The organism is Streptomyces sp. MB09-01, from assembly GCF_033794505.1.
Lineage (GTDB): Bacteria > Actinomycetota > Actinomycetes > Streptomycetales > Streptomycetaceae > Streptomyces.
In genome coordinates this window covers 1-5,628 of sequence record NZ_JARAYQ010000389.1, presented here as the reverse complement: position 1 = coordinate 5,628, position 5,628 = coordinate 1, and the positions used below count along the sequence as shown (strand labels likewise).

9 protein-coding genes and 1 pseudogene are annotated in these 5,628 nt (G+C 68.7%); 7 read left to right on the top strand and 3 right to left on the bottom strand.

Features of this window, described 5'->3' with window-relative positions; translation table 11 throughout:
* The 6 genes and pseudogenes from PV721_RS40620 to PV721_RS40595 all read left to right on the top strand — a co-directional run.
* A pseudogene (locus PV721_RS40620) lies at positions 1-209 on the top strand (ATP-dependent helicase); the annotation flags it as partial.
* A 46-nt stretch (positions 210-255) separates the two neighbouring features.
* The gene (locus PV721_RS40615; protein ID WP_319733497.1) at positions 256-660 is read left to right on the top strand and encodes a CBS domain-containing protein; all 405 of its coding nucleotides are present in this window, start codon (positions 256-258) and stop codon (positions 658-660) included.
* Between the two features lie 48 nt (positions 661-708).
* Positions 709-1,020, top strand: coding sequence for an SCO5918 family protein (locus PV721_RS40610; RefSeq protein ID WP_319733495.1), 312 nt, complete (start codon positions 709-711; stop codon positions 1,018-1,020).
* A 78-nt stretch (positions 1,021-1,098) separates the two neighbouring features.
* Positions 1,099-1,902, top strand: coding sequence for an alpha/beta hydrolase (locus tag PV721_RS40605; RefSeq protein ID WP_319733493.1), 804 nt, complete (start codon positions 1,099-1,101; stop codon positions 1,900-1,902).
* Complete coding sequence (locus PV721_RS40600) at positions 1,902-3,188, top strand: PP2C family protein-serine/threonine phosphatase (RefSeq protein WP_319733491.1); 1,287 nt, start codon at positions 1,902-1,904, stop codon at positions 3,186-3,188. Before PV721_RS40605 ends, PV721_RS40600 begins: the two co-directional genes overlap by 1 nt.
* Positions 3,185-3,523 (top strand): STAS domain-containing protein, encoded by a 339-nt coding sequence (locus tag PV721_RS40595; protein WP_319733489.1) that lies wholly within the window; start codon positions 3,185-3,187, stop codon positions 3,521-3,523. Before PV721_RS40600 ends, PV721_RS40595 begins: the two co-directional genes overlap by 4 nt.
* A gap of 82 nt (positions 3,524-3,605) precedes the next feature.
* Here PV721_RS40595 and PV721_RS40590 read toward each other — a convergent pair whose 3' ends face one another.
* Positions 3,606-3,974, bottom strand: coding sequence for a PRC-barrel domain-containing protein (locus PV721_RS40590; protein WP_319733488.1), 369 nt, complete (start codon positions 3,972-3,974; stop codon positions 3,606-3,608).
* A gap of 323 nt (positions 3,975-4,297) precedes the next feature.
* Here PV721_RS40590 and PV721_RS40585 point away from each other — a divergent pair, with 323 nt between their 5' ends.
* A complete protein-coding gene (locus PV721_RS40585; RefSeq protein WP_319733501.1) occupies positions 4,298-4,741 on the top strand; it encodes a hypothetical protein in 444 nt (147 codons plus the stop codon).
* Positions 4,742-4,842: 101 nt separating this feature from the next.
* On the opposite strand, the gene PV721_RS40580 is transcribed toward PV721_RS40585, so the two are convergent.
* Positions 4,843-5,310: a hemerythrin domain-containing protein gene (locus PV721_RS40580; protein ID WP_319733486.1), complete on the bottom strand. Its 468-nt coding sequence runs from the start codon at positions 5,308-5,310 to the stop codon at positions 4,843-4,845.
* Positions 5,311-5,498: 188 nt separating this feature from the next.
* Complete coding sequence (locus tag PV721_RS40575; protein WP_319733499.1) at positions 5,499-5,615, bottom strand: hypothetical protein; 117 nt, start codon at positions 5,613-5,615, stop codon at positions 5,499-5,501.
* Positions 5,616-5,628 lie beyond the last annotated feature (13 nt).

Below are 5,628 nucleotides of genomic sequence, written 5' to 3'. Positions count from 1 at the left end.
CGCAGACCACCCAGGTCCGTTCGGGCGAGGAGGCGCTGAACCGGATCACCGGCGCCCAGGCCCCCTCCGGCATCCCGGTCACCATCACCGCGCCGCAGGCGGAGCGGACCGGGCGCAGCCCGCGTTCCTCCCGCGGCCGGCGCGGTCCCGCTCCGGCGGCCCGGCGCGTGGACGCGCGCCGGGCCGCCTTCAACGCGGCGGCGGCCTGAGAACCACCTGATCAGGAAACTGACCCATCTCTGCAGGAGGCATGTTTTGACGCTGGTCCAGATGCAACCCCGCTCGGTGAGTGCCAACCCTGTGCGCCAGGCGGTGGTCGATGCCATGGAAGCCGCCGGGCCGCAGGTCTGTGACGACATGACGGTCGAAGTGGCCCTGTCCGTGATGGCCAGTGCCCGCGCGGGACATCTGCTGGTCTGCGACGAGGACGGCCTGTGTGCCGGGCTGGTGACCCCGGCTCAGCTCGCGGCCGTCCGTGACGGCGACACGTACACGGACCGAGTCCGGCTGCGCGACGTCCTCGGTGACCGCGGGCCGTTCACCTCGCCCCTCACCACGATGGCCGAAGCCGAGCACGCGATGCGGTACCGCCGGCTCGATGCCCTGCCCGTCGTCGACGAACAAGGCAGTGCCCTGGGCGTCCTCGCCCTTGCACGCTGAACCGCCCCACCGCGGTCGGACCGTTCCCTCTTCTCCCTGTGAGGCTTCATGCGCTGTGTCATCGCCCGTTTCCCGTTCGACCTGACCAAGAGCGGCGTCCTGGAATCGATGAAGGGCGTCAAACCCGAGCAGGTCCTCGGTGAGTCCGTGATCATCGGCCGCCGCACCTACCCCGTGAAGCAGGTCGGCCAGGTCATCACCCGCCAGGACCGCCGCGACTTCAGCGTCGGCGAAGTCCTCCGGGCCATGACCCAGCTCGGCTTCACCTGCCGCGGCATTCCCCGGGCCGCCGCGCCCACCCGCGTCCTCAGCCCGCTCCAGCAGGCATCGGTGATGCTCGGCTCCCCGGTGAGCGTCTGACCGACGGGGCCGGCGCGAGCCCACCCCCCGACTGCGTCGGCAGCGCTGACGCTCCACACCAATGAACAGGATGACGAGATGGATATCCTCCGCAGGAACAACGTGAAGGTCAGCGGATCACCCGGCAGCCCCGTGGTGATGCTGGCGCACGGGTTCGGCTGTGATCAGAACATGTGGGGCCTGGTGGCCCCGGTGCTGGCCGAGGAATTCCAGGTGGTCCTGTTCGACTACGTCGGGTCGGGCGGCTCCGACCCGACCGCCTGGAGCGCCGAACGCTACGGGTCGCTGGAGGGTTACGCCCGCGACGTGGTCGAGGTGTGCGAAGCCCTCGACCTGAGGGACGTGGCCTTCGTCGGGCATTCGGTCAGCGCGATGATCGGGGTTTGCGCGGCGGCCACCGCCCCCGAGCGGTTCTCCTCCCTGGTCATGGTCGGTCCTTCCCCTTGCTACATCGACGACGACACCTACCGCGGCGGCTTCAGTGCCGAGGACATCGACGAGCTGCTGGAGTCGCTCGAGTCGAACTACCTCGGCTGGTCGGCCGCGATGGCGCCGGTGATCATGGGCAACTCCGAACGTCCGGAACTGGGGGAGCAGCTGACCAACAGCTTCTGCGCCACCGATCCGGCCATCGCCCGCGTGTTCGCCCGCACCACGTTCCTCTCCGACAGCCGTGACGACCTGAAGTCGGTGGGCGTACCCACGCTGGTACTGGAATGCGACCAGGACGTGATCGCACCGCGCGAGGTGGGCAGCTACGTCCACGCGGCCATCCCCGGAAGCCGCCTGATCACCCTGGAAGCAACGGGTCACTGCCCCCAACTGAGCGCTCCCGAGGCCACCACGTCAGCCATCCTCGCGTTCCTGCGGGAGCTACGTTGATGGGGCGCACCGCGCATGACCCCGAGCGGCCCGAGGGCGAAGAGTCCGCTACCAACGCGGTGTTCTCCTCCCTTCTGGAGGACACCGCCGAGGAACTCTACGAATCGGCCCCCTGCGGCTACCTGTCCACCCTGATGGACGGCACCATCGCCAGGATCAACGGAACGCTCCTGGACTGGCTCGGCCTCACGCGCGAGGAAGTCGTGGGCCGTAGACGCTTCACCGACCTCCTCACGATCGGCGGCAAGCTCTACCACGAGACGCACTTCGCGCCGCTCCTGCGGATGCAGGGAAAGATCAGCGAGATAGCGCTGGAACTCAAGGCGTCAGGCGGCGAGCGCCTTCCGGTCCTGGTCACCTCCAGCGTGAAGACGAGCGGCGACGGCGAGCCGACGCTGATCCGCACCACCGTCTTCGACGCACGTCAGCGCCGCGCCTACGAGGGCGAACTGCTCCGCGAGCGTCAGGTGGCGGAGGAAGCCCGCCGGCAGGCCGAAGCGGACAGGGAACGGCTGCGTGAAGCACTCGCGGTGCTCCAGCAGAGCCTGCTCCCCGCTGCCCTGCCCGCGGTGCCCGGAATGGAAGCGGCCTCCTACTACCACACCGCCTCCGTCGACCGGCTCGGCGGAGACTTCTACGACCTCTTCCCGCTGGACGAGAAGCGCTGGGCGTTCTTCCTCGGCGACGTCTGCGGCAAAGGTCCCCAGGCTGCCGCGGTGACCTCCTTGACCCGCCACACACTGCGCGCCGCAGCCCTCCACGATTCCGACCCGGTAGCGGCGCTGACCACCTTGAACACCGTGCTGCACGAGCGGTTCACGAACGGGGACCCGCGCTACTGCACCGCGATCTTCGGCATTCTGGAACCGGACTCCGCCGCAGGAACGGTTGCCGTGCACCTGGCGTCCGGCGGCCATCCCTCCGCACTCGTCGTGCGTGCCGACGGCCGGGCCGACTACCTCCCCACCCCCGGCGGCCTCCTCATCGGAATCCTGCCCGACCCCCACTTCACCCCTGCCGAGACCACGCTCGGCCCCGGCGACTCACTCCTGCTGTACACCGACGGCCTCACCGAAGCCCGCGTCGGCGCGAACCGCGAGCTCTACGGCGAAGACGCCCTGCGTACTTTCACCGCCGGCCTCGCCCCTGCAGGGGCACAGGAGCTGATCACCGCCCTCACCGGTCTCCTGGACGGCTTCGGTGAAGGCCTGGACGACGACACGGCTCTGCTGGCCCTTGGCGTGCCCCATCCCCTCCCCGTTGCGCGAGAGCACGATCTGACATGAGCGCCCTGACGATCACCGCCCGAGACGCCACCACCGGCCCCGTACTGGTAATCGCCGGCGACCTCGACTACGACCAGGCCCCCCGCCTCCGAAAGGTCGTCACGGCCCTCAGCCTGGAACCAGGACAACGCCTCGTCCTGGACCTCTCCCGCATACGGTTCTGCGACTCCAGCGGCATCACCGCCCTCATCGTCGCCCGCAACCACGCTGTCGCAGCCCGGGCCGAGATGGTCCTGGCGGCCGTCCCCGACAACATGATCCGCATCCTGCGCATCGTCGGGCTCGACAGGGTCTTCACCCTCCACGCCGACGTCGCCACGGCCACAACTCACTGACCGACCCCCGGACCTCCATGACGACGCCGGTCCCGGCACCCTTCCTGGGTGCCGGGACCGGCGTCGTCGTGCGGGAACGCGATCAGGCGGGGCGGCCGCCGAAGGGGCCGCCGGTGCCGTAGTAGGTGCCCAGCTCCTCCCGGTAGCCGGCGTCGCCGAGGTGCTTGTCCCGGTGGAACTCGGGGGCGTCCTTGATCTGTTCCTTGGTGCGGTCGACGAAGATCTTCCGCTCCTGCGGGTCGACCTTGACGACCGTGCTCGCCGGCAGCAGGACCTCCTTGCCGAAGATCCAGACGCCGGTGTCCACGACCAGGTAGGCGTCACCGACCTCGTCGGAGTGCTTGTCGACCTTGCCGATGCTCCCGTCGGTCGCCTCGACCTTGTATCCGGTCAGGTCCGTACCGGCCAGGTGGCCCGCAGTCGGCTGGTAACTCCACACATGCTCAGTCACGCGAAAACAACTCCTCCGGTCAATGGGGGACGGCAGGGAAAGAAGCCTCCGCCGATCCTCCTTGTTCCGTACGTCGTACTCGGCGGTCTACTGCGTTCCGCCTGAATTTCGCTTGCCCCGCTCTTACCGCTTCATGCGCCCGGGCCGTATGCGGGACCGGACGGCTACCAGCGATACCCGCGGCCGCTACCACCCTTCGTGTTTCTCATTCCGGCGATCGGGCGAGGGAATCCGCCCGCTCTTCGAGGAAATCCGTGAGCCTGTCCTACTCCGTACGGCTCAATCGACCGCTCGGCGAGGCCGCTTCAGGGCAGAAGATCACCATGGACAGCAATCGTGAGATGGACCCGGAGCACCAGGTGCCCGACGGTGTCGACGAGAAGACCCTGCGCGCCCTGGGCGCGCTCTCGAAGGCGCTGGAGACCACGGAGCGGGCCCGCGGACACCTCTACGGGTTCCACCAGCTGACCGGGACCGCGGACTTCGAGCTCGGCGACGCCGTCCGGCTCCTGCGCGAAGCGGGCCACGAGGAGCAGGCCGCACGGGTCGAGCGGGACCTCGTGGGCCGCAACGTGATCCCGGGCCACTGGACGTTCCAGATCATCGAGGCTTACAACTCCACCTACTACGAACCCTTCGCCACGATGGAACGCGATCTCGTGGACGAGCTGGCCGACGGGCGCGACCACCTCCTGGAGGCCCGCCTCAAGACGCTCCGCCGCACCCACCACCATCCGGACCACACCGCCACGCCGCCCGCCTCCTGAAACGAAGGCCCGGCCCTGCCGGAGGGCGAGCGCGCGCAGCGACGCGCGGGACGGCCGGGGCCGGCGATCGTAGGTGCGACTGGGCCGGGCGGCCGGAGGGGTTATGCGCTCGGGACGGCCAAGGGGTCGGCCGGGGCGGTCTTCTTCGCCGTTTCCATCTGGGCGCCGAGATCGGTGAGGCGGTTGCGGCCCATGGCCTTGCGGACCTCGGGGAACCACTCCTTCTCCTCCTCCTCGACGTGGTGACGGACGTTCTCCATGAGGACGCTCATCTTGGCGTCGAACCGCTCGTCCTTCGGGTCGAGGTCCTTGAGTTCGGAGAGCATCCACAGCACGACGTGGTGCTCCTCGACGCTTTCGAGGACGTGGTCCTTGGTGTCGGGAGCGGCCTCGCGGGCAGCGGGGTAGAAGATCTTCTCCTCGATCCAGGTGTGCGTGGTGAGTTCCTCGATCACCTGGTCGGCGATCTTCCGCTTCTCGGCGTGTGCGTTGTCGCCGGCCTTCTCGAACTGTTTGAACAGCTTCTCGACCGTCTTGTGGTCTTCCTTGAGCAGTACGATCCCGTCCACCAGTTCTCCTTCGGTCGTCCGTCGGGCGCGCGGCCGATCGCCCTGACCCCGTGTACCCGGTGGGGTGGTGCTGACACTGCTCTCCGGGCCGGATGCCTCGTACAGGCGACCTTCCCTACGCCGAACGCTGACGTTTCTCCAGCCTGCCGGGGGAATCCGCCCCGGCACGGGGCGGGGTTCGGCAGGGATCAGGGCGCGGCGGGGAACCTGTCCCAGGCCCGGTGCTCGGCCAGCGCCGTCGTGAGTGCGTCCACGGCCGCGGTGCTGCTGTCGGTGACGGCGATGCCCGGTTCGTTTGCCGTGATGCCGACGGATTCG

What these genes read in the sequence shown, in the direction of transcription:
- PV721_RS40585 (WP_319733501.1), top strand. Translation starts at nt 4,298, where the DNA reads ATGGACAGCAATCGTGAGATGGACCCGGAGCACCAGGTGCCCGACGGT.
- PV721_RS40610 (WP_319733495.1), top strand. Translation starts at nt 709, where the DNA reads ATGCGCTGTGTCATCGCCCGTTTCCCGTTCGACCTGACCAAGAGCGGC.
- PV721_RS40605 (WP_319733493.1), top strand. Translation starts at nt 1,099, where the DNA reads ATGGATATCCTCCGCAGGAACAACGTGAAGGTCAGCGGATCACCCGGC.
- PV721_RS40595 (WP_319733489.1), top strand. Translation starts at nt 3,185, where the DNA reads ATGAGCGCCCTGACGATCACCGCCCGAGACGCCACCACCGGCCCCGTA.
- PV721_RS40600 (WP_319733491.1), top strand. Translation starts at nt 1,902, where the DNA reads ATGGGGCGCACCGCGCATGACCCCGAGCGGCCCGAGGGCGAAGAGTCC.